We start from the raw sequence: 21,994 nt of genomic DNA on the forward strand, positions 1-21,994 counted from the left end.
GTTCGCGCGGACCGCGCGACACCCCCACCGACACGCCGAGGAGTGTCCTCGCGGAGGCTTAGACTCGTCCACGATGTCGACCGAAGCCGCCCCGCGCAACGACCAGAACTTCGTGCACCTCCACGTGCACACGGAGTACTCCATGCTCGATGGGGCGGCGCGTATCGGCGACCTCTTCAGCGAGGCGGCGCGGATGGGCATGCCGGCCCTCGCGACGACCGACCACGGCTACGTCTTCGGCGCCTACGAGTTCTGGAAGAAGGCGCAGGGCACCGGCGTCAAGCCGATCATCGGCGTCGAGGCCTACATCACGCCGGGCACGCACCGCACCGACCGCACCAAGGTCAGCTGGGGCGACGGCGGTCGCGACGACATCTCCGGCAGCGGCGCGTACACCCACATGACGATGCTCGCCGAGAACAACCAGGGCATGCACAACCTCTTCCGGATGAGCTCCATCGCGAGCCTCGACCAGGTGTACACCAAGTGGCCGCGCATCGACCGCGACCTGCTCTCGACCTACGGCAAGGGCCTCATCGTCACGACAGGCTGCCCGTCGAGCGAGATCCAGACCAAGCTGCGGTTCGGGATGTACGACGAGGCGCGCGAGGTCGCCGGCGAGCTGCGTGACATCTTCGGCAACGAGAACGTCTACGTCGAGCTGATGGACCACGGTCTCGACATCGAGCGCCGCACCCAGAAGGACCTCATCCGGCTCGCGCGCGACCTCAAGCTGCCGCTCCTGGCCACCAACGACCTGCACTACACCCGCGCCGAGGACGCCAAGGCCCACGCCGCACTGCTCTGCGTCCAGTCGGGCTCGACCTTGATGGACCCCAACCGGTTCAAGTTCGACGCCGACGACTTCTACCTCAAGTCCGGGCAGGAGATGCGCCACCTGTGGCGCGAGCTGCCAGAGGCGTGCGACAACACCCTGCTCATCGCCGAGCGTTGCGAGGTCTCCTTCACCGAGGGGGAGGGGCGCTTCATGCCGCGCTTCCCGGTGCCCGAGGGCGAGGACGAGACGTCGTGGTTCATCAAGGAGGTCGAGACCGGCCTGTCGCGCCGCTTCCCCGAAGGAGTGCCCGACTACGCCCGCAAGCAGGCGGCCTTCGAGGAGGACGTCATCGTCTCCAAGGGCTACCCGGGCTACTTCCTCGTCGTCGCCGACTTCATCAACTGGGCCAAGCGCAACGGCATCCGCGTCGGTCCCGGCCGAGGCTCGGGTGCCGGCTCGATGTGCGCCTACGCCATGGGCATCACCGACCTCGACCCGATCCCGCACGGCCTCATCTTCGAGCGGTTCCTCAACCCCGAGCGCATGTCGATGCCCGACTTCGACGTCGACTTCGACGAGCGCCGGCGTGGTGAGGTCATCCGCTACGTCACCGAGAAGTACGGCGAGGAGCGCGTCGCGCAGATCGTCACCTACGGCACGATCAAGGCCAAGCAGGCCCTCAAGGACGCGAGCCGCGTCCTCGGCCACCCGTTCGCGATGGGCGAGAAGCTCACCAAGGCGATGCCACCCGACGTCATGGGCAAGGGCATGCCGCTCGCAGACGTCTTCAAGCCCGACTCCAAGCGCTACAACGAGGCCGGCGACTTCCGCGTCGTCCACGACGAGGACCCCCAGGCGCAGGAGGTCGTCGCCACGGCGCTCGGCCTCGAGGGCCTGAAGCGCCAGTGGGGCGTGCACGCGGCCGGCGTCATCATGTCGAGCGAGCCGCTCGTCGACGTCATCCCGATCATGCGCCGCCTGCAGGACGGCCAGATCATCACGCAGTTCGACTACCCCAGCTGCGAGTCGCTGGGCCTGGTCAAGATGGACTTCCTCGGCCTGCGCAACCTGACGATCCTCGACGACGCCATCGAGAACATCAAGCTCAACCGCGACGAGGACATCGACCTCGACGAGCTGTCCAAGACCCTCGACGACCGCGCCACCTACGACCTGCTCGGTCGCGGCGACACCCTCGGCGTCTTCCAGCTCGACGGCGGCGGCATGCGCTCGCTGCTGCGTCTCATGCAGCCCGACAACTTCGAGGACATCTCGGCGGCCCTCGCGCTCTACCGACCGGGGCCGATGGGTGTCAACGCCCACACGAACTTCGCCCTGCGCAAGAACGGCAAGCAGGAGGTCGTCCCGCTCGACCCCCAGCTCAAGGGCAAGCTCCAGCAGGAGATGATCGACGCCCTCGACCCGATCCTCGGGATGACCTACGGCCTGGTCATCTACCAGGAGCAGGTCATGGAGATCGCCCAGAAGCTCGCCGGCTACACGCTCGGCAACGCCGACCTGCTCCGCCGCGCGATGGGCAAGAAGAAGAAGGAGGTCCTCGACGCCGAGTACGTCCCCTTCTCGGAGGGCATGAAGTCGCAGGGCTTCAACGAAGCCTCCATCGCGGCGCTGTGGGGCGTCCTCGTCCCCTTCTCGGACTACGCGTTCAACAAGGCGCACACGGCGGCATACGGCCTGGTGTCGTACTGGACGGGCTACCTCAAGGCCAACTACCCCGCCGAGTACATGGCGGCCCTGCTGACGAGCGTGCGCGACGACAAGGACAAGTCGGCGCTCTACCTCAACGAGTGCCGGCACATGGGCATCAAGGTGCTGCCGCCCGACGTCAACGAGTCGATCGCCAACTTCGCGGCCGTCGGCACCGACATCCGCTTCGGTCTCGCCGCGATCCGCAACGTCGGCCTGCCCGTCGTCCAGGCCATCATCAAGGCCCGCGAGGAGAAGGGGTCCTTCGCCTCGTTCAAGGACTTCCTCTCGAAGGTGCCGGCCGTCGTCTGCAACAAGCGCACCATCGAGTCGCTCATCAAGGGTGGCGCGTTCGACTCGCTCGGCGAGAGCCGGCGCGGCATGGTCGAGGTCCACGAGCGCTACATCGACGCGCTCGTCGAGGTCAAGAAGCAGGAGGCCATCGGCCAGGACAGCCTCTTCGGCAGCTTCGGCGACGACGACGACGCCGGCGCCTCCGACGGCCCGGGGGCCTTCGACGGCCTGCCGCCCGTGCCGACGCTCGAGTGGGACAAGGCCAGCCTGCTCTCCTTCGAGCGCGAGATGCTCGGCCTCTACGTCAGCGACCACCCGCTCTTCGGCATCGAGCACATCCTCGCCACGCATGCCGACACCTCGATCGCCTCGCTCATGGGCGACGACCCCAAGGCCGACGGCACGCCCGTCACCGTCGCCGGGCTCATCACGAGCCTCCAGCTCAAGCGCACGAAGAAGGGCGACCTCTGGGCCATCGCGACCGTCGAGGACCTCGACGGCGCCATCGAGTGCCTCTTCTTCCCCTCGGCCTACATGACGTACTCGACGATGCTCGCCCAGGACACCGTCTGCGCGGTCAAGGGCCGCATCAGTGCCCGCGACGACTCGATCTCGATCTTCGCCCAGGAGCTGACGATCCCCGACATCAAGGAGGGACCGCGCGGGCCGGTCGTCCTGACCCTCCCACTCGGTCGGGCCACCCCCGCCGTGGCCGAGAGCCTCAAACGCGTCCTGGGGGAGCACCCCGGCGCGACCGAGGTCCAGGTCAAGCTGACCCAGCCCGGGCGCTCGGTGCTCATGTCGCTCGACGACTCGCTCCGGGTCAACGCCACCTCGGCGCTCTTCGGCGACCTCAAGGCCCTGCTCGGTCCGGCCTGCCTCAGCTGATGCGCGAGGCGGACCGCCGGCGGCTGCGTCGGGCGCGGATGGCCGCGCTCCTCCTGTCGCCCCCGCTCGGCAGCGACGGTCCGGTGTCGGCGCTCGCCGTCGCCCGGGAGCTCGGCGCCCTGCAGGCCCAGGACTACGGCAGCGGTGTGTGGTCCCTCGGGGTGCGCTCGGGACTGACGCTCGAGCAGGTCGAGCAGGCTGTCGTCGACCATGAGGTCGTGCGCACGTGGCCGATGCGCGGCACGATCCACTGGGTCCCGGCCGAGGACGCCCGGTGGATGTGCGAGCTGCTCGCGTCGCCCCGCAGCACGACGCTCGCCACGCGCTTCGCCCAGCTCGGCATCACCGAGGCCGATGTCGAGCTGTCCGGACGACTCTTCGAGCAGCACCTCCGTGAGCCCATGAGCCGTCCCGACGTCGCCGCCCTCCTCGTCGATCACGGCATCGACCCCACCGACCAGCGCAACTACCACCTCATCGGGCACCACTGCATGAGCGGACTCATCTGCCAGGGGCCGGTCATCGGCAAGCAGCCGAGCTTTGTCCTCATCGACTCGTGGGTTCCTTACTCCCGCAAGCCGTCCCGCGAGGAAGGGCTCGCGACCGTGGCCGAGCGCTACGTCCGCAGCCACGGTCCCGTCACCGAGAAGGACCTCGCCGGCTGGCTGCTCAAGCCGCTCGGTCTCACGCGCGAGGCGCTCGCGTTGGTCGGTGACCGCATCGTGAGCGAGGTGCTCGACGGGCAGAGGTGGCTCACCCACGTGGACGCGCGCCCGGTCCCCGAGGGTCCTGGCGGCGTGCACCTGCTGCCCCAGTGGGACGAGTTCCTCCTCGGCTACAAGTCGCGCGACGTGACCCTGCCGCCCGAGCACTTCGTCAAGGTCGTGCCCGGCCGCAACATGGTCTTCAAGCCGACGCTCGTCGTCGACGGCGAGGTCGCCGGCACCTGGCGGCGCGTCCAGAAGCGCGAGCACGTGCTCGTCGAGGTCTCCCCGTTCGCCGACCTGTCGGCCCGCCGGTGGCGCGAGGTCGACGCAGCGGCCGCCGCCTACGGCACGTTCCTCGGCACGGAGGCCGAGGTCGTACGCGTCGGGCCGGCCGACAGAACCGCCTGACGTGGCACGGGGGCCGGTTCCACCCTCGCCGCTGCCGCCGCGTCACGGCGTCGACGCCCAGCGCTTCCGGATGCCGCAGTCGGGGCCGTGGGGGTCGCTGCGCGACCACCTCGTCGAGCGGCTTGCACCCGGGCTCACGGCCGACGAGGTCGACCGGATGCTCGGGGCGGGGGAGTTCGTCGACGCCTCGGGAGCGCCGGTGCCCGCGGACGCCCCGTTCGTGCCGCAGTCGGCCGTCTGGGCGCACCGCGACCTGCCGGTCGAGGTGGTGCATCCGGAGGAGCTCGTCGTGCTGCACCGCGACGAGCGCATCGTCGTCGTCGACAAGCCGCACGACATGGCGACGATGCCCCGCGGCCGGCACGTCGTGCAGAGCGCCCTGGCCCGGGCCCGCGTCCTGACCGGCGAGCACCGGCTCGCCCCGGCCCACCGCCTCGACCGGCCGACGGCAGGTGTCCTGATGTTCACGACGGAACAGCGGTGGCGCGGCGCGTACCAACGCGTCTTCGCCGAGTCGCTCGCGCACAAGGAGTACCTCGCGGTCGCACCCGTCCGTGAGGGGCTCGTCCTGCCCCTCGTCCGGCGCACGCACCTCGTCAAGGAGCACGGCACGCATCAGGCCCACGAGGTCGAGGGCGCCGAGCCCAACTCCGAGACGCTCGTCGAGCTGCTCGACACGGCGTCCGGTGCCGGGCGGGCGGGGGAGGACCTCGGGCTCTACCGCCTGACTCCCCGCACCGGGCGCACGCACCAGCTGCGCTGCCAGCTCCAGGGCCTCGGCGTCCCCATCGTCGACGATCCGCTCTACCCCGTCGAGCGAGACGTGCCGGTGGGCGACTTCAGCTCCCCGCTGCAGCTGCTCGCCGCCGTGCTGGCCTTCGACGACCCCGTCGACGGCACACCCCGCCGGTTCGTCACGCGGCGCCGGCTGGCCCGCTGGCCCGGCTCGTGGCCCGCCTGCTGAGCCCGGGCGACGGGCCGGCCGCGATGTCACCGGGCGTTCAGCAACCGGTGGTCATCTCGACGCGCGAGACGGACCGCCCCGGTCTAGGGTGACCCGCAGACCGCGCGGAAGAGCCGGTCCCAGGGAGGAAATCCATGCGTCAATCTCGTCCTGCCCTGCGTCGGGTCGCCGCGGTCACCACCGCTGCGCTCGCCGTGGGCATCACCCCCTTCGTCGCGGCCGCACCGGCCTCAGCGGCGGCCCCGACGGAGCTGTTCATCAGCGAGTACGTCGAGGGCTCGAGCAACAACAAGGCGCTCGAGATCTACAACGGCACCGGCGCGACGGTCGACCTCGCCGCGGCCGGCTACAACGTCCAGGTCTTCGCCAACGGCGCCACGACCGCGACCAACACGACCAACCTCACCGGCAACCTGTCCTCCGGCGACGTCTTCGTCTTCGCCAACTCCGGGGCCTCTGCCGCGATCCTCGCCCTGGCGGACCTCGCGAACGGCAGCGCCAACTGGAACGGTGATGACGCCGTCGTCCTCCGCAAGGGCACCACGGTCCTCGACGTCATCGGCCAGGTCGGGTTCCGTCCCGCGACCCCGGCCGAGTGGGGCACCGGCCTCACCTCGACCATGGACAACACCCTGCGGCGCAAGTCGTCCGTCACCACGGGCGACAGCAACGGCGCCGACGCGTTCGACCCCGCCGTCCACTGGGACGGCTACGCCGTCGACACCATCGACGGCCTGGGCAGCCACTCCGTCGACGGCGGTTCGGCGACCGACGTCGCCCCGAGCGTGACCTCGACGACCCCGACCGACGGCTCGCCCAACGTCGCGGTCGACGCGAGCCCCACGGTGACCTTCTCCGAGCCGGTCAACGCCGCCGCGGGAGCCTTCACCCTCTCGTGCTCCCTGTCCGGCGACAAGACCTTGGCTGTCACCGGCGGCCCGACGACCTTCACGCTCGACCCGTCGGCCGACTTCGCCCTCGGCGACGCCTGCACCCTGACGGTCTCGGCCCCCGCCGTCACCGACCAGGACGCCATCGACCCGCCGGACTCCCCGGCGACCGACGTCGTCGTGCACTTCTCGGTGCCGGCCGCCAACCCGTGCGAGGTCACCCCGACCCCGATCCCGTCCATCCAGGGCAGCGGCGACACCGCGGCGATCACCGGCTCGGTCACGACGCGCGGCGTCGTCGTCGGTGACTACGAGGGCGGGTCACCCGCACTGCGCGGCTTCTTCCTCCAGGACCCGAAGGGCGACGGCGACCCCGCGACGTCCGACGGCATCTTCGTCTTCGAGGGCAGCAACGCCAATGCCGTCCAGCTCGGTGACGTCGTCACCGTGACGGGCAACGCCGGCGAGAACCAGGGCCAGACCCAGGTCAGCGCCGCCACCGTCGCGGTCTGCGGCACCGGTTCGGTCGCCCCGACCGAGGTGCGCTTCCCCGTGGCCAGCCCGACGGCGCTCGAGCGCTACGAGGGCATGCTCGTCACGCTCCCGCAGGACATGTCCGTCACCGAGCACTTCCAGCTCGGCCGCTTCGGCCAGGTCACGCTCTCGCAGGGAGGCCGCCTCGAGCAGCCGACCAACGTCGTCGCCCCGGGGGCCGACGCCGCGGCCCTCCAGGCGTCCAACGACCTGCGCAAGATCATCCTCGACGACACGACCCAGGCCCAGAACGTCGACCCGATCGTCTTCGGTCGAGGCGGCGCGCCGCTGACCGCGGCCAACACCCTGCGCGGTGGCGACACCGTCACCGACCTGACCGGTGTCCTCAACTACACCTGGGGTGGCAACGCGGCCAGCGCCAACGCCTACCGCATCCGCCCCGTCTCCCCGTCCGCGACCGTCGACTTCCAGCCGACGAACCCGCGTCCGTCGAGCCCGCCCGCCGTGGGTGGCGACACCCGCGTGGTCGGGATGAACCTGCTCAACTTCTTCAACACCCTCGACACGACCGGCAACAACTGCCGCGGCGGCCTCACCGGTGCGGTCATGGACTGCCGCGGAGCCAACACCGCAACGGAGTTCGACCGCCAGTGGCGCAAGACCCTCGCTGCAGTCTCGGGCACCCAGGCCGACGTCGTCGCCTTCATGGAGATGGAGAACGACGGCTACGGCGCGGACAGCGCCGAGGAGTTCCTCGTCGGGAAGCTCAACGAGAAGGACGGCTACGGCACGTGGGCGTTCATCGACGCCGACGCCCGCACCGGCCAGACGGACGCCCTCGGCAACGACGCGATCAAGGTCGGCATGCTCTACAAGCCGGCCGCGGTGACGCCGGTGGGCACGACCGCGGCGCTCAACTCCGTCGACTTCGTCAACGGGGGCGACTCCGGCCCGCGCAACCGTCCCTCGCTCGCCCAGGCGTTCCGCGACAACTCGACGGGTGGCACGTTCGTCGCCGTCGCGAACCACCTCAAGAGCAAGGGCAGCGCGTGCGACGCGCCCGACGCCGGCGACGGCCAGGGCAACTGCACCGCGGTCCGCGTCCGTTCGGCGCAGCTGCTCGCCGCCTGGCTGGCCGGTGACCCCACGGGCACGGGTGACCCCGACGTCCTCATCCTCGGCGACATGAACTCCTACGCCAAGGAGGACCCGATCACGACGCTCGAGAAGGCCGGCTTCACCAACCTCATCGAGCAGCGCAACGGGCGTGAGGCGTACTCCTACGCCTTCGACGGGCAGTGGGGCTACCTCGACCACGCGCTCGGCTCGGCGTCGATCAGCAGCCAGGTGACGGAAGTCGGCGACTGGCACGTCAACGCCGACGAGCCCGCGATCCTCGACTACAACACCGAGTTCAAGACGGCCCGGCAGGTCACGAGCCTCTACGCGGCCGACGAGTTCCGGATCTCCGACCACGACCCCGTCGTCGTCGGGCTCGACCTCACCAACGCCGCCCCGGTCGTCGGCAGGGTCACTGGCCCGACGTCGGCCGTCTCGGTCGGCTCCCCGGCGGGCGTCAGCGCGACGTTCTCCGACGCCGACCCGCTCGACACCCACACGGCGAGCATCTCGTGGGGTGACGGGTCGAGCTCGGCGGGCACCATCACCGGTGGCACGGTGAGCGGCAGCCACGTCTACGCGGCCGCGGGCATCTACACCGTGACCGTCACCGTGACCGACGAGTGGGGCAACGCGGGCTCGGGCACGACGAGCGTCGTCGCCTACGACCGCGCGGCCGGCTTCGTCACCGGGGGCGGCACCATCGCGTCCCCAGCCGGTGCCCTGACCTCGAACCCGTCGCACAGCGGCAAGGGCAGCCTCGAGCTGTCCGTCGCCTACGGCAGCGGGGCCACCGTCCCGTCCGGCTCGTTCGGCTACGGCCTCGCGGGCACGTCGTTCTCCGTCGCCACGACGACGTTCGACTGGCTCGTCGTCAGCGGCACGACGGCGACCTTCTCGGGGCCGGTCACGGTCAACGGGACCGCCGGCTACCGCGCGGTCGTCACCGTCACCGACCAGGGCAAGAGCGACTCGTTCCGCCTCGTCGTGACGACGGCGTCGGGCTCCGTCGCCTACGACTCCGGCACGCAGACCGTGAAGGGTCAGATCGTCATCCACTGACCGACGCAGGGACGCACGGCCCGGGATCGACCGATCCCGGGCCGTTCGTCGTGTCCGGAGGGGCCGTTCCGGGCCGGCMGGCCGCTACCGTGACGCCATGAGGCGAGCACTGTTCGTGCGGGTCAACCGGGTCGTCAACGTCGTCGTCCGGCGTCTCGGGCTGCGCCGCTTCCGAGGTGGTGACCTGCTCCTGCTGACGACGACCGGGCGACGGAGCGGGCAGCGCCGCACGACGCCGCTCCTGCACCTCGCCCGGGACGGGGGATGGCTGGTCGTGGCCTCCAACGGCGGCGCCGACTGGGAGCCGGGCTGGTGGCTCAACCTCCGCGCCGGGGCCCCGGGCACGGTGGAGGTCGACGGCCGAGCGGTGCCGGTGCACGGCGAGGAGGTCACCGGGCCGGAGCGTGAGCAGCTCTGGGGCGAGCTCACCGAGAGGGTCTTCGACTTCGACTCCTACCAGGCGAAGGTGAGCCGACGGATCGCCGTCGTCAGGCTGACGCCCACCTCCGGCTGACCGCGGCCGCGACCCTAGACTGCCCGGATGCAGCACCCCCCGACCGCTCGGCGCGACCCCGTCGCCCGCGAGCACCACGGCGACCGTTTCGACGACCCCTACGCGTGGATGGCGGATCGTGACTCGGACGAGCTGCGCGAGCTGCTCGTGGCCGAGAACGCCCACGCCACCGAGCGCACCGAGCACCTGCGTCCGCTCGCCGAGCAGGTCTTCGAGGAGTTCCGCTCCCGCATCGAGGAGACTGACCTCTCGGTGCCCGTGCGTCACGACCGCTGGTGGTACTACTCGCGCACGGTCGAGGGCGAGCAGTATGCCGTCGAGGCACGCGTGCTCGTCGCCGACCACCCGCAGCGGCCGACCCTCGATGCCGGTCGCCCGCCGGTCGGCGAGCAGGTGCTGCTCGACCAGAACGAGGAGGGCCGGGACCACGAGTTCTTCGCGGTCGGCGTCAGCGAGGTGTCGCCGTCCGGCGACCTGCTCGCGTATGCCGTCGACGTCGTCGGCGACGAACGCTACGACGTGCGCGTACGCCGGATCGAGGACGGAGTCGTCCTCGACGACGTCGTGCGCCGCACCGGCGGGTCGTTCGCCTGGTCACTCGACGCCGGGCACTTCTTCTACACGCGCGTCGACGACGCCTGGCGGCCGCACCAGGTGTGGCGCCACGAGGTGGGCACACCCGCCGAGGCCGACGTGCTCGTGCACGAGGAGGCCGACGAGCGCTTCTTCGTCGGGGTCGGCACCTCGCGCGACGACCGGCTGGTCATCATCGCCATCGGTTCCAAGACGACGAGCGAGTTCCGCCTCCTCGAGGCCGACGCGCCGATGGGCACGCCCCGGGTCGTGGCCGAGCGACGCCAGGGCGTCGAGTACGACATCGAGCCCTTCGGCGACCAGCTGCTCGTCACGCACAACGCCAACCGCGTGAACTTCGAGCTGGCCACAGCCCCCGTGACGAGCACCACGGTGGACGACTGGGTGCCGCTGGGCGTCACGACGGAGGACGAGTACATCACGGGCGCAGAGGGATTCGACGACTTCATCGCGGTCTCGCTGCGTCGGGAGGGCGGCACCGGAGTGCGCGTCGTGCTGCGCGACCCGACCGCCCCCAACGGTCTGGGGGAGTCGCACGACATCGCGGTCGGGGAGCCCATCGGCACGCTCCACGTCGGCGTGAACCCCGAGGCGGACACGCCCACGCTCCAGGTCGTCCACGAGTCCCTCGTCACGCCCCGGACCGTGGAGGACTACGACGTCCGTGCCCGCACCTTCACGCTGCTCAAGCAGCAGCACGTGCGCGGCGACGTCGACCTGGCGCAGTACCGCCAGCGACGCGAGTGGGCCACGGCGCCCGACGGGACCCGCGTGCCGATCTCCGTCGTGCACCGCCACGACGTCACGGCCGACGGCACGGCTCCCGGGCTGCTCAACGCGTACGGCGCCTACGGCATCTCGAGCGACCCGTGGTTCTCCGTCCTGCGACTCTCGCTCCTCGACCGCGGCTGGGTCTTCGCCATCGCACACGTGCGCGGTGGCTCCGAGATGGGGCGGTCGTGGTACGACGACGGCAAGCTCGAGGCGAAGCCCAACACGTTCACCGACCTCGTCGCGTGTGCGGACCACCTCGTCGATAGCGGCGTCGTCGCCCCGGATCGTCTTGCAGCAGAGGGTGGCTCGGCGGGCGGCCTGCTCATGGGCGCCGTCGTCAACCTCGCTCCTGAGCGTTTCCGCTTCGTCCACGCGCAGGTGCCGTTCGTCGACGCGCTGACGACGGTGCTCGACCCGAGCCTGCCGCTCACGGTCGTCGAGTGGGAGGAGTGGGGCAACCCGCTCGAGGACCCGACGGCATACGCGCTCATGAAGTCGTACAGCCCCTACGACAACGTCCAGCCGACGCGCCACCCGAGCCTGCTCGTCACGGCCGGCCTGGACGACACCCGCGTCTACGTCACCGAGCCGGCCAAGTGGGTCGCTGCCCTGCGGCACGCCGACCTCGAGGTCGACGACCCCGCGCAGATCCTCTTCCGCACCGAGATGGCCGCGGGCCACGGTGGCCGGTCCGGACGCTATGACCTGTGGCGCGAATGGGCTTGGGAGACGGCCGTGCTCATCGACCAGACGTCGTGAGCCGGCCGTCCCCGGGGCCCACCGCTCTGCGGGGTCACGAGCCGTAGATCGCGGTCACCCACTCCGGGTGGTCGATGAACGGGTTCCGGTTGTGCTGCCAGGTGTCGAAGATGACCTGGTTGCGGCGCTTCTCGAACGCGCCGGGCGGGTCCTGCAGGTTCCACTGCTTGAGCACCGAGAGCTTGCCGATGTAGGGCGCGGTGCCGTTGCCGACGATGTTGTTGGGCTCGAGGTCGGCGAAGCCGTCGCCGCCGTCCCAGCGGACCGCCATGTAGAAGATCATCCGGGCGACGTCGCCCTTGACCGCGTTGCGCGGCTCGAAGGAGTCGGCATCGCTGAGGCAGCCGGTGCACTGGGACACCGCCGACCCGCCGAGGTCGAAGTCGAGGTTGCCGCGGGTGGAGTTGACGGTGACGTCCTCGGGCCGCAGGTGGTGCACGTCGGTGCCCGGGCCGTTGACCGTGCCGAAGTCGCCGTGGCTCTTGGCCCAGACGTGCTCGCGGTTCCACTGGTCGACGCCGCCACCGTTGTCGGACTTGGCGATCGAGCGCCCCGAGTAGATCTCGACGACGTTGTTGGTGTTGCTCGGGTCCTGGTCGGTGTCCTTCAGGGCGGTCCAGACCTGGTCGTAGGTCAGGGTCGTGACGCTGCTGGAGATGATGCGGTGCAGCTCGGTGTGCAGCGCCGAGCCGGTCTTGCCGATGGCCGACGCGTAGTACGTCGAGTCGTAGGGGCCCGTCGTGCCGGTGGGGATCGGGCTCGTCGTCGTGCTCGTGGGGCTGGTCGTCGTGGTCGTCGTCGACGTGCCGCTGAACGCGAAGGCGCTCGTCGACGTCATGCCCGGGTGCGAGAAGTACGCCGCCAGCGCACCGGTCACGTCGAGCTGGCGCCCCATGAGGGAGAGGTTGCTCTGCAGACCCCACGAGGACCGGAACGCCGACGGGATCTGGACGTAGAGCATCCGGCTCGTCGACGTCTCCGACGCGGAGTCGGCGATGGCGAGCGCGTAGTCGTTGGGGAAGTTCGAGCGCACGACGGTGCTCGTCGCGGTCGGCTGTCCCACGACGTAGCCGCGGACGGTTGCGCTCTGACCGGCCTGCGACCCGATGGCTTGCGACACCGTGAGCGGGGCGGCCGCGGCCAGAGCGGGCGCTGCGGCCACGCGCGGGAGTGGCAGGGTATTCGCCGGGGAGCCCGCAGCGCTGGTGAGCGCGAGACTCGGCGGGACGAGGGCGATGGCGAGGCCGGTGACGACGGCAGCGATGCGACGCCGGGGGATGACGACGGGCACGGGTTCTCCTGTCGGGCGGGGGAGTCGGGTGGATGACGCAACCCACGGCCCGGGTCGGGCGGTGGCCCCACGAGCGTGTCGGAACGGCCGTGAACGCCGGGTCAGTCGTTGGTCTGACCTTCGTCAGGGCCGGTCCAAGATTCGGCAGGCGCGAGGACCGACGCCGCGCCCCTCGCTCCGCACGGTGAGACCGTGGTCCGGGCCCCCGGCCGCGCCTTCTAGACTGGTGACCCATGATGTCCTCCCTCGACCTGCGCGGGCGCACGCTCGACGTGCGCTTCCTGCGCAAGGCCCTGCCACGAGCCGAGTTCGACGTCACGGCAGCCCTCGAGCAGGTGCGGCCGATCTGCGAGGACGTCGAGCATCGCGGGGCCGTGGCACTGCGCGACCTCGGAGAGCGGTTCGATGGCGTGCGGCCGACCCACCTGCGGGTGCCGCGGGCCGTGCTGCGGTCCGCCCTCGATCGGCTCGACCCCGACCTGCGCGCCGCGCTCGAGGAGTCCATCCGTCGCGCCCGCATCGTCCACGCCGACCAGCGCCGCACCGACACGACGACCGAGGTCGTCCCCGGCGGCACCGTCACCGAGCGGTGGGTGCCCGTCGACCGCGTCGGTCTCTACGTGCCCGGTGGACTCGCGGTCTACCCGAGCAGCGTCATCATGAACGTCGTCCCGGCCCAGCTCGCCGAGGTTGGTTCGCTGGCCGTCGCGTCACCCCCGCAGCGCGAGAACGTCGGCGAGTTCGCCGGCTACCCGAACCCGACGATCCTCGCGGCGTGCGCGCTCCTCGGCGTCGACGAGGTGTATGCCGTCGGCGGCGCCCAGGCGGTCGCGATGTTCGCGCACGGCTTCGTCGACGACGACCCCCAGTGGGGCGAGGTCGACGGCGAGCCGGTCGTGTGCGACCCCGTCTCGCTCGTCACCGGCCCTGGCAACATCTGGGTCGTCGCCGCCAAGCGCCTGCTCAAGGGCCTCATCGGCATCGACGCGGAGGCCGGTCCCACCGAGATCGCGATCCTCGCCGACGACTCGGCCGACGCGGACCACGTGGCCGCCGACCTCGTGAGCCAGGCCGAGCACGACCCGCTCGCGGCCTCGGTGCTCGTCACCGACAGCGAGGAGCTCGCAGAGGAGACCCGGCGCGCCCTCGCCCGTCGGGTGCCGGCCACGAAGCACGCCGAGCGCGTCACCGAGGCGCTCGAGGGCACGCAGTCGCGGATCGTCCTCGTCGACGACGTCGACGCCGGTCTCGCCGTCGTCAACGCGTATGCCGCCGAGCACCTCGAGATCCAGACCCGCGACGCCGCGGGCGTCGCGGCCCGCGTGCGCAACGCCGGCGCCGTCTTCGTCGGTCCGCACAGCCCGGTGAGCCTCGGTGACTACGCCGCCGGCTCCAACCACGTCCTGCCCACCGCCGGCTGCGCGTGCCACTCGAGCGGCTTGTCGGTGCAGTCCTTCCTGCGCGGCATCCACGTCGTCGACTACGACGAGCCCGCCCTGCGTGATGTCGCCCGCCACGTCGTCACACTCGCCCAGGCCGAGGACCTCCCGGCACACGGCGAAGCCGTGACGGCGCGGTTCGGCGACGAGGTGCCCCGGTGACCGACCGGCCGAGCGCCGCCGACGAGGTCCAGCGTCTGCTCCGGCCCGACCTGCGCGGTCGCACGCCGTACGGCGCTCCGCAGCTCGACGTGCCGGTCCGGCTCAACACCAACGAGAACTCCTACCCGGTTCCCCAGGTCGTCGTCGACGCGGTCGTCGCGGCGCTCGCCGACGACGTCGCCTCGCTCAACCGCTACCCCGACCGCGAGTTCACCGACCTGCGCAAGGCGCTGACGGCATACCTCGAGAAGCAGTCGGGGGTGTCGGTGACGCCCGAGCAGGTGTGGGCCGGCAACGGCTCCAACGAGGTGCTGTCGCACATCGTGCAGGCCTTCGGCGGTCACGGCCGGGTCGCGCTCGGCTTCACGCCGAGCTACTCGATGCACCCGATCATCAGCGAGACGCACGGCACCACATGGGTCGACGGGCTCCGCTCTGCCGCAACCGATCCCGATGCCTTCGACCTGACCGCAGAGTCGGCTGCGCAGCAGGCCCGGGCGCACGACCCGTCGATCGTGTTCCTCTGCTCGCCCAACAACCCGACCGGCACGGCGCTGCCGTTCGAGGTCATCGGGGCCGTGCTCGAGGCGGCCCCGAACGCTGTCGTCGTCGTGGACGAGGCCTACGCCGAGTTCGCCCGGCCGGGCACGCGGTCAGCACTGACGCTGCTCGCCGAGCATCCCAGGCTCGTCGTGACGCGCACCATGAGCAAGGCGTTCGCCTTCGCCGGAGGTCGCCTCGGCTACCTCGTGGCGGCCCCCGAGCTCGTCGACGCGCTGCGCCTCGTCCGCCTGCCCTACCACCTGAGCAGCCCGACGCAGACGATCGCCCGGATCGCCCTCGAGCACGCCGACGTCATGCTCGGCACGGTCGAGGTCATCAAGCATCAGCGCGACCGGATCGTCGACCGTCTCGCCGCGCTCGGTGCGCGCCCCGTGGCCAGCGACAGCAACTTCGTCCTCTTCGGCGGCCTCCGAGACGAGAAGGCCACGTGGGAGGCCCTGCTCGACGAGGGCGTCCTCGTCCGCGACATGGGGATCGCCCACCACCTGCGCGTCACGGCGGGCGACCCCCACGAGACGACCGCGTTCCTCGAGGCCATGACGCGCCTCGCCCCCGCCCACGTCCTCCCCAGCAGCGCCGACCGGCAGGAGCCACCCGCATGAGCCCCACCAGCCGCACCGCGAAGATCAGCCGTGCGACGTCCGAGTCGTCCGTCGAGCTCTGGCTCGACCTCGACGGCACCGGCACGTCCGACATCTCGACCGGCGTCCCGTTCTACGACCACATGCTCCACTCGCTGAGCAAGCACTCGCTCATCGACCTCACGGTCAAGGCCACGGGAGACGTCGACGTCGACGTGCACCACACGGTCGAGGACACGGCGATCGTCCTCGGCCAGGCCCTGCGCGAGGCGCTCGGCGACAAGGCCGGCATCTCCCGCTTCGGTGACGCCACGGTCCCGCTCGACGAGGCCCTGTGCCACGCCGTCGTCGACGTCGCCGGTCGTCCGTACGTCGTGCACGAGGGCGAGCCGGAGGGCCAGCAGTACGCCCTCATCGGTGGCCACTTCACCGGCTCGATGACGCGGCACGTCCTCGAGTCCTTCGCCTACAACGCCGGCCTGTGCCTGCACGTGCGCGTCCTGGCGGGCCGCGACCCTCACCACATCGTCGAGGCGCAGTTCAAGGCCGTGGCGCGAGCGCTCCGGGCGGCCATCGCACCCGACCCGCGCGTCGTCGGGATCCCGAGCGCCAAGGGAGCGCTCTGACGATGGTGGCTCGTCGATGAGCGCCGGCGTCGTCGTCCTCGACTACGGCAGTGGCAACGTCCGGTCGGCCGTGCGTGCCCTGGAGCGCGTCGGTGCCACGGTCACCCTGACGTCCGACCCCGTCCGCGCCCTCGAGGCGGACGGACTCTTCGTGCCCGGTGTCGGCAACTTCCATGCCTGCATCGCGGGACTCGCGGCCGCGCACGGACCCCGCATCATCGGTCGACGGATCAGCGGGGGCCGGGCGGTCCTCGGCGTCTGCGTCGGCATGCAGGCGCTCTTCGACGGCTCGACCGAGCCCTCCGACCACCCCCTCGAGGGGCTCGCGGAGTGGCCCGGCACGGTCGAACGCCTTCCGGCCGACGTCGTGCCGCACATGGGCTGGTCCGAGGTCGAGGTCGCCGAGGGCTCTCGGCTCTTCGCCGGCGTCGAGCACGAGCGCTTCTACTTCGTCCACTCGTATGCCGTGCAGCAGTGGACGCTGGAGGCCACCGGCGCCTTCGCCCGCGTCGCGCCCGCGGTCACGTGGGCGCGCCACGGTGCGAAGTTCGTCGCCGCGGTCGAGAATGGGCCCCTGAGCGCGACCCAGTTCCACCCCGAGAAGTCCGGCGACGCCGGGCTGCACCTGCTCGAGAACTGGGTCCGCAACCTGTGACCGTGCCGACGTCCGCCGACTGACCGGTGGGCGGGGGCCTCGACGAGGAGTGGATCGTGGCGACGAGGAAGACGGCGAGCAGCTCCGGCGGTGCGAGCAGGAAGCGCACGACCAGGGCGACCAAGAGCGCGACGAGGAGCACGACCAGACGTACCGCGTCGTCGACGCGGCGGTCCTCGTCCGGTGCGCTCTACCCGCGGCGCCGGAGCAGCCGCCCCGGACTACCGACGACGCTGGGCACGGCACTCGGGACGCTCGTCGTGACGACCCTGCTCGACCTGTCCTGGCCGGTGCGCATCGTCCTCGTCGTCGTGGTCGTCGTCGCCGGGCTGGGATACGTCCTGTGGCGTCACCGCGCCGAGCTCGCCGCCGGGGGAGGTGTCGACGTCACGCCGGACGGCCCGTCCGCTCCGGAGGTGGCTCCGCCTCCGGGCGGGGGCGAGCCGCCGGCTGCGACCGCCCCGCCTGCCACGCCGGCGTCGTAGGCCCGTTCAGACCGGGACGTCGCCGCCGCGATGCTGGTCGACGCCCCAGAGCCGTGCGACGTGAGAGGCGTCGGTGCCACAGCACCCTCCGACGACCGTGACACCCGGGAGACGTCCGACCACCCGGTCGTGTCCCGCGGAAATCGTGTCGAGGTCGCCCGCGTCCAGGTCGTCGGCGTCGTCGAGCTCCGCATGGCTGCGCGTCGACGCGTTGTAGCGCAGCCCGAGCAGCCTGCTGCGCCAAGCGCTCCCGTCGTCAGCGTCCAGCCCCGCAAGCACGTGCTCGGGGTGGGCGCAGTTGACGAGGTAGTAGTCCGGGGCCTCCCGGTCGTCGACCTCGGAGATCGTCTCGGCCAGCGTCGTCCCGTCGGGGAGCCGCCCGTCGACCTCCACGGTGAACGAGATCGCCACGGGCAGCCCGTGCTCCCGGCACGTCTGCGCGATCCCGATCGCCTCACCGGCAGTGGTGAGGGTGTACGCCGTGACGACGTCCACGCCCGCCTCGGCGAAGGCCGCCACCTGGGCGTGGTGGTAGTCCGCGGCCTCGGCCGGGTTCGGCGCGCCGGCACTGCGGTAGCCGTCGCCCCGTGGGCCGACCACCCCCACGACGACGACGTCCTGCAACCCGAGCTCGACGGCATACCGGCGACGCAGCGACCGGAGCAGGTCGACGGCGTCCGCGTTGGCACGGTCCAGGTCGGCCCTCGTGTGGCCGAGCCGCGCGCCCCAGTCCGGGTTGGCACGCCACGTCGGTGACTCGAGGAGCAGCCCTGCGCCGGCCCGGGCAGCGATGGAGGCGTAGGCGTCGTAGTAGCCCGTGAGCAGCTCGAGGCCGGCCGTGTCGCCGAGCAACGGGTAGGCGGCGAACTCCTCGAGCTCGACCCCGTGGTTGAAGATGAGGTCGGTCTCGAGGCCACCGTCCGTGACCATCGGCCGACCGGCCAGCTGTGGCAGGTGATCCATGGCGGCTCCCGTGCGTCGCGAGGTTCGGGTCCCACCGGTCTACCAGACGCCACCAGCTGGCCGGCGAGGAACGTGGGGAGGCGACCGCACCGTGGTGGGCGCTCGATCCACGGACCGACACGTCGGGAGCGGCGCCACGGGCACACGGCATACTCGGTGGTCGCACGTCCGGCGTCCCGAGTTCCGGGCGCACCTGACACCGACCACGACACCGACCACGACCGCGACGGTCGTGACCGACCCGAGGAGCCGACCCGATGACCGGCCAGCACCACGCCGCCCAGCCACACCTCGAGCTGCTACCCGCCGTCGACATCGCCGGTGGCCGTGCCGTCCAGCTGGTCCAGGGCATCGCCGGCACCGGCGGCGAGTTCGGCGACCCGTGGGAGGCCGCGCTGCGCTGGCAGGAGCAGGGGGCGGAGTGGATCCACCTCGTCGACCTCGACGCGGCCTTCGGTCGTGGCAGCAACCGTGACCTCATCGCCTCGATCGTCGGTCGGCTCGACCTGCAGGTCGAGCTCTCTGGCGGCATCCGCGACACGGAGTCGCTCGACGCGGCGCTCGCCACGGGTTGCCGCCGCGTCAACATCGGCACCGCCGCGCTCGAGGACCCCGAGTGGACGGCGTCGATCATCGCCGCGCACGGCGACCGCGTGGCCATCGGCCTCGACGTCCGGGGCACGACGCTCGCGGCCCGGGGATGGACCCGCGAGGGCGGTGACCTCTGGGAGACGCTCTCGCGCCTCGACGCCGAGGGTTGTGCGCGCTACGTCGTCACCGACGTCAACAAGGACGGCATGCTCCAGGGCCCCAACGTCGAGCTGCTCCGCGACGTGTGCGCCCGCACCGACCGTCCGGTCGTCGCCAGCGGCGGCGTCTCGACCCTCGAGGACATCGAGGCGATCCGCGAGCTCGTCGGCGACGGGGTCGAGGGGGCCATCGTCGGCTCGGCCCTCTACCGCGGCGCCTTCACGCTGCCCGAGGCGCTCGACGTCGCCGGCCGCCCGGGCGCATGAGCTCACCGACACCGGCCTCGGGCCACCACGACGAGCACCGCCGTCCCGCCGACTCCGCCGGCCAGGCGTGGGAGGGCAAGTCGATCCCCTCCCACGGCTTCGGCGGCGACACGGGAGCGGCCGACGCGGCCCTCGTCGCGGCGTTGGCCGCGGCGCACGGCACGCCGGGTGACGACGTGGAGACGGCCCTGATGGAACACGTCGCGCAGGCCCGCTGGCTCGTCCCCGTGGTCGCCGTGGCGGCAGAGGTCGACGAGTCCGGCCCCCACGCCGTCGACACCCGCAGCGACATGGCCGCGGTCACCCTGACGTCCCCCGACGGGTCGCGGGCGCTGCCGATGTTCACCTCCCTCGAGAGCCTCGCCGCGTGGGACCCCGGCGCCCGGCCGGTGCCGGTCCGCGCCGCCGCCGCGGCGCAGGCCGCGATCAGTGAGGAGTGCCAGGTGCTCCTCGTCGACGTCGCCTCGCCCCACGCGACGGTGCTGCGTCCGAGCATGCTGTGGGCGCTCGCCCAGGAGCGCGCGTGGCAGCCCAGCCACCGCGACGCCCACGTCGCGGCGGCCGTGCGAGCGGCGGTCGAGACCGAGCCGCAGGTCGTGGCCCACCGCCTCGAGGCGGGAGAGCCCGCCGGCGCCGGCGTGCTGCGGGTCCTGCTCTCCCTGGAGCCCGGCCTCGACGCCGAGCTCGTCGGGGCCGTCGCGACACGGATCGGGGAGCGGATCGCGACCGACGGCGAGACCCGTGCGAGGATCGATGCTCTGACCTTCGCGCTCGAACCGGCGCGCTGAGCACATCACCCGTGGAGGTGCCGGACGTGGACACCACACCCCAGACGACTCGGGAGCGTGACCCCGAGGTGCCTCCGGCGACGACCGGCGCCGGGACGACCGCCGACGTCCCGACCGGACCCGCGCGCTCCGGGGGACGGTCGGGCGCAGACGCCGGCCGAGGGGCGGGCCCCTCGAGCGGTCCTCTCGGCTTCATCGTCGACCCGGCCCTCGACGCGCAGCGCCGCCGTGACCTCCGGAGGATGCGGCTCGTCGCCACCGGGCTCCTCGTGTTCGCCGCGGTCGTCTACGTCCTCACGCGGGGGCACGACGACGGCCTGCTCGGCTTCGTCAACGCCGGCGCCGAGGCCTCGATGGTCGGTGCGTGCGCCGACTGGTTCGCCGTCACGGCCATCTTCCGGCACCCGCTCGGGCTCCCGATCCCGCACACCGCCCTCATCCCGCGCAAGAAGGAGATGATCGGTCGCAGCCTCGAGGAGTTCGTCAGCGAGAACTTCATGCGCGAGGACATCATCCGCGAGCGGGTGCTCGACGCCGAGCCCACCCGCCGCGCGGCCGAGTGGGCCCTGGCGCCGGGTCACGCGAAGCGCCTCGTCGACGAGGTCGCCACGGTCACGGTCCACGCGCTGCACCGGATCCCCGACGAGGACGTCCGCGCCGTCATCGAGCAGGCCCTGCTCCCGCGCCTCGCGCAGGAGCCGATCAGCTCGCTGGCCGGGGGACTGCTCGACCAGGTGGTGCGCGACGAGGCGCACGTCGGCCTCGTCGACCTCGCCCTCGACGAGGTGCGCGTCTGGCTCGTCGACAACGAGGACGTCTTCGAGTCGCTCATCACGCAGCGCGCCCCGGCGTGGGTGCCCGACGCGATCAACGACATCGTGGCCCGAAAGGTCCACGTCGAGGCGCTCAAGTGGCTGGCCGACATCCGCAACGACCAGCGGCACGACGTGCGTCTCGCGCTCGACAAGCTGCTCATCGACCTCGCCGACGACCTCCAGCACGACCCCGTGACGCAGGCCAAGGCGGAGCGCCTCAAGGAGCGCGTGCTGTCACACCCGCAGGTGGCGGACACGGCGATGTCGCTGTGGGCCTCGTTCCGTGCCGTCGTCGTCGCCGCCCTCGAGGACGAGGGCGGGCCGGTGCGGGCCCGCGCCGTCACGGAGGTTTCGGCTCTCGCCGAGCGGCTCCTCGCCGACGCCGCGCTGCGCGACCGGATCGACACGCGCATCTGCGACGCGACGATCTACGCGATCGACCGCTACGGCACCGAGCTGACGAGGATCATCAGCGACACCGTCGACCGGTGGGACGGCAAGGAGACGGCCGAGCGGGTCGAGCTCCAGGTGGGCCGTGACCTGCAGTTCATCCGGATCAACGGCACCCTCGTCGGTGGGCTCATCGGCATGCTCATCCATGCCGTCTCGATCGTGCTGCCCTCGTGACACGCACGCGGCGCCTCGACCCGGACGCC

General features: G+C 71.5%; 16 protein-coding genes. 14 read left to right on the top strand and 2 right to left on the bottom strand.

Features of this window, described 5'->3' with window-relative positions; translation table 11 throughout:
- Positions 1-73 precede the first annotated feature (73 nt).
- The 6 genes from dnaE (at position 74) to AB4Y83_RS19045 (ending at position 11,953) form a co-directional block, all read left to right on the top strand.
- Positions 74-3,667 carry a DNA polymerase III subunit alpha gene (dnaE, locus tag AB4Y83_RS19020; RefSeq protein ID WP_442297833.1) on the top strand — a complete coding sequence of 1,198 codons (3,594 nt, stop codon included), beginning with the start codon at positions 74-76 and terminating at the stop codon, positions 3,665-3,667.
- On the top strand, positions 3,667-4,782 hold the full coding sequence (locus AB4Y83_RS19025; RefSeq protein ID WP_442297834.1) for a winged helix DNA-binding domain-containing protein: 1,116 nt from the start codon (positions 3,667-3,669) through the stop codon (positions 4,780-4,782). Before dnaE ends, AB4Y83_RS19025 begins: the two co-directional genes overlap by 1 nt.
- A gap of 1 nt (position 4,783) precedes the next feature.
- Positions 4,784-5,746, top strand: coding sequence for a pseudouridine synthase (locus AB4Y83_RS19030; RefSeq protein WP_442297835.1), 963 nt, complete (start codon positions 4,784-4,786; stop codon positions 5,744-5,746).
- A 134-nt stretch (positions 5,747-5,880) separates the two neighbouring features.
- The gene (locus AB4Y83_RS19035) at positions 5,881-9,312 is read left to right on the top strand and encodes an ExeM/NucH family extracellular endonuclease (RefSeq protein WP_442297836.1); all 3,432 of its coding nucleotides are present in this window, start codon (positions 5,881-5,883) and stop codon (positions 9,310-9,312) included.
- Between the two features lie 97 nt (positions 9,313-9,409).
- Positions 9,410-9,826, top strand: a complete 417-nt coding sequence (locus tag AB4Y83_RS19040; RefSeq protein WP_442275416.1) for a nitroreductase/quinone reductase family protein — start codon at positions 9,410-9,412, stop codon at positions 9,824-9,826.
- A 27-nt stretch (positions 9,827-9,853) separates the two neighbouring features.
- Positions 9,854-11,953 carry a S9 family peptidase gene (locus AB4Y83_RS19045; protein ID WP_442275415.1) on the top strand — a complete coding sequence of 700 codons (2,100 nt, stop codon included), beginning with the start codon at positions 9,854-9,856 and terminating at the stop codon, positions 11,951-11,953.
- A 34-nt stretch (positions 11,954-11,987) separates the two neighbouring features.
- On the opposite strand, the gene AB4Y83_RS19050 is transcribed toward AB4Y83_RS19045, so the two are convergent.
- The gene (locus tag AB4Y83_RS19050; RefSeq protein WP_442275414.1) at positions 11,988-13,244 is read right to left on the bottom strand and encodes an endonuclease; all 1,257 of its coding nucleotides are present in this window, start codon (positions 13,242-13,244) and stop codon (positions 11,988-11,990) included.
- A gap of 233 nt (positions 13,245-13,477) precedes the next feature.
- Here AB4Y83_RS19050 and hisD point away from each other — a divergent pair, with 233 nt between their 5' ends.
- The 5 genes from hisD to AB4Y83_RS19075 are packed head-to-tail and all read left to right on the top strand — an operon-like array spanning position 13,478 to position 17,756.
- Positions 13,478-14,845: a histidinol dehydrogenase gene (gene hisD / locus AB4Y83_RS19055; protein ID WP_442275413.1), complete on the top strand. Its 1,368-nt coding sequence runs from the start codon at positions 13,478-13,480 to the stop codon at positions 14,843-14,845.
- Positions 14,842-16,011, top strand: coding sequence for a histidinol-phosphate transaminase (locus AB4Y83_RS19060; RefSeq protein WP_056776291.1), 1,170 nt, complete (start codon positions 14,842-14,844; stop codon positions 16,009-16,011). Before hisD ends, AB4Y83_RS19060 begins: the two co-directional genes overlap by 4 nt.
- Positions 16,008-16,616: an imidazoleglycerol-phosphate dehydratase HisB gene (hisB, locus tag AB4Y83_RS19065; protein ID WP_056776294.1), complete on the top strand. Its 609-nt coding sequence runs from the start codon at positions 16,008-16,010 to the stop codon at positions 16,614-16,616. Before AB4Y83_RS19060 ends, hisB begins: the two co-directional genes overlap by 4 nt.
- Positions 16,617-16,632: 16 nt before the next feature.
- On the top strand, positions 16,633-17,271 hold the full coding sequence (hisH, locus tag AB4Y83_RS19070) for an imidazole glycerol phosphate synthase subunit HisH (protein ID WP_442275412.1): 639 nt from the start codon (positions 16,633-16,635) through the stop codon (positions 17,269-17,271).
- A 56-nt stretch (positions 17,272-17,327) separates the two neighbouring features.
- Complete coding sequence (locus tag AB4Y83_RS19075) at positions 17,328-17,756, top strand: hypothetical protein (protein WP_442275411.1); 429 nt, start codon at positions 17,328-17,330, stop codon at positions 17,754-17,756.
- Positions 17,757-17,762: 6 nt separating this feature from the next.
- Here AB4Y83_RS19075 and AB4Y83_RS19080 read toward each other — a convergent pair whose 3' ends face one another.
- Positions 17,763-18,719, bottom strand: a complete 957-nt coding sequence (locus AB4Y83_RS19080) for a homocysteine S-methyltransferase family protein (RefSeq protein WP_442275410.1) — start codon at positions 18,717-18,719, stop codon at positions 17,763-17,765.
- Positions 18,720-18,976: 257 nt separating this feature from the next.
- Here AB4Y83_RS19080 and priA point away from each other — a divergent pair, with 257 nt between their 5' ends.
- From priA to AB4Y83_RS19095, 3 genes are read left to right on the top strand one after another with little or no spacing between them, the layout of a single operon-like run.
- Positions 18,977-19,735, top strand: coding sequence for a bifunctional 1-(5-phosphoribosyl)-5-((5-phosphoribosylamino)methylideneamino)imidazole-4-carboxamide isomerase/phosphoribosylanthranilate isomerase PriA (gene priA / locus AB4Y83_RS19085; RefSeq protein WP_442275409.1), 759 nt, complete (start codon positions 18,977-18,979; stop codon positions 19,733-19,735).
- Positions 19,732-20,523 carry an SseB family protein gene (locus tag AB4Y83_RS19090; protein ID WP_442297837.1) on the top strand — a complete coding sequence of 264 codons (792 nt, stop codon included), beginning with the start codon at positions 19,732-19,734 and terminating at the stop codon, positions 20,521-20,523. The genes priA and AB4Y83_RS19090 overlap by 4 nt, the downstream gene beginning before the upstream one ends.
- A 26-nt stretch (positions 20,524-20,549) precedes the next feature.
- Positions 20,550-21,965, top strand: a complete 1,416-nt coding sequence (locus tag AB4Y83_RS19095; protein ID WP_442275407.1) for a DUF445 domain-containing protein — start codon at positions 20,550-20,552, stop codon at positions 21,963-21,965.
- The last annotated feature ends 29 nt before the right edge of the window (positions 21,966-21,994 follow it).

Source organism: Terrabacter sp. RAF57 (assembly GCF_052113925.1).
Lineage (GTDB): Bacteria > Actinomycetota > Actinomycetes > Actinomycetales > Dermatophilaceae > Terrabacter.

What these genes read in the sequence shown, in the direction of transcription:
- dnaE (WP_442297833.1), top strand. Translation starts at nt 74, where the DNA reads ATGTCGACCGAAGCCGCCCCGCGCAACGACCAGAACTTCGTGCACCTC.
- AB4Y83_RS19025 (WP_442297834.1), top strand. Translation starts at nt 3,667, where the DNA reads ATGCGCGAGGCGGACCGCCGGCGGCTGCGTCGGGCGCGGATGGCCGCG.
- AB4Y83_RS19035 (WP_442297836.1), top strand. Translation starts at nt 5,881, where the DNA reads ATGCGTCAATCTCGTCCTGCCCTGCGTCGGGTCGCCGCGGTCACCACC.
- AB4Y83_RS19040 (WP_442275416.1), top strand. Translation starts at nt 9,410, where the DNA reads ATGAGGCGAGCACTGTTCGTGCGGGTCAACCGGGTCGTCAACGTCGTC.
- AB4Y83_RS19045 (WP_442275415.1), top strand. Translation starts at nt 9,854, where the DNA reads ATGCAGCACCCCCCGACCGCTCGGCGCGACCCCGTCGCCCGCGAGCAC.
- hisD (WP_442275413.1), top strand. Translation starts at nt 13,478, where the DNA reads ATGATGTCCTCCCTCGACCTGCGCGGGCGCACGCTCGACGTGCGCTTC.
- hisB (WP_056776294.1), top strand. Translation starts at nt 16,008, where the DNA reads ATGAGCCCCACCAGCCGCACCGCGAAGATCAGCCGTGCGACGTCCGAG.
- hisH (WP_442275412.1), top strand. Translation starts at nt 16,633, where the DNA reads ATGAGCGCCGGCGTCGTCGTCCTCGACTACGGCAGTGGCAACGTCCGG.
- AB4Y83_RS19080 (WP_442275410.1), bottom strand. Translation starts at nt 18,719, where the DNA reads ATGGATCACCTGCCACAGCTGGCCGGTCGGCCGATGGTCACGGACGGT.
- priA (WP_442275409.1), top strand. Translation starts at nt 18,977, where the DNA reads ATGACCGGCCAGCACCACGCCGCCCAGCCACACCTCGAGCTGCTACCC.
- AB4Y83_RS19090 (WP_442297837.1), top strand. Translation starts at nt 19,732, where the DNA reads ATGAGCTCACCGACACCGGCCTCGGGCCACCACGACGAGCACCGCCGT.